The sequence below is a fragment of the Aquimarina macrocephali JAMB N27 genome, from assembly GCF_000520995.1.
GTDB lineage: Bacteria > Bacteroidota > Bacteroidia > Flavobacteriales > Flavobacteriaceae > Aquimarina > Aquimarina macrocephali.
Genome location: NZ_JACA01000009.1, coordinates 1 through 229 on the forward strand (window position 1 = coordinate 1; position 229 = coordinate 229).

Consider the following 229-nt stretch of genomic DNA (forward strand, 5'->3'; position numbering starts at 1 on the left):
AGAAGTAAATATGTTGGATAATTATTTAAGCATTCAAAACTTAAAACGCGATCATCCTTTTACTTTTAAAATTGAAGTAGAAGACGGTTTAATTAGTGAAGAAATTGCCATTCCTCCTATGTTTGCACAACCTTTTGTAGAAAATGCCATAGAGCATGGTGTTACTTCTTTAAAAGAGGGTGCAACTATCCATATTCATTTTTCGATGGAAGGAGACCATTTGGTATTA

Annotated in this window: 1 pseudogene; it reads left to right on the forward strand. The window is 32.3% G+C overall.

Annotated elements, in window-relative coordinates:
* Positions 1-229, forward strand: a pseudogene (locus Z054_RS31610) (hypothetical protein); the annotation flags it as partial.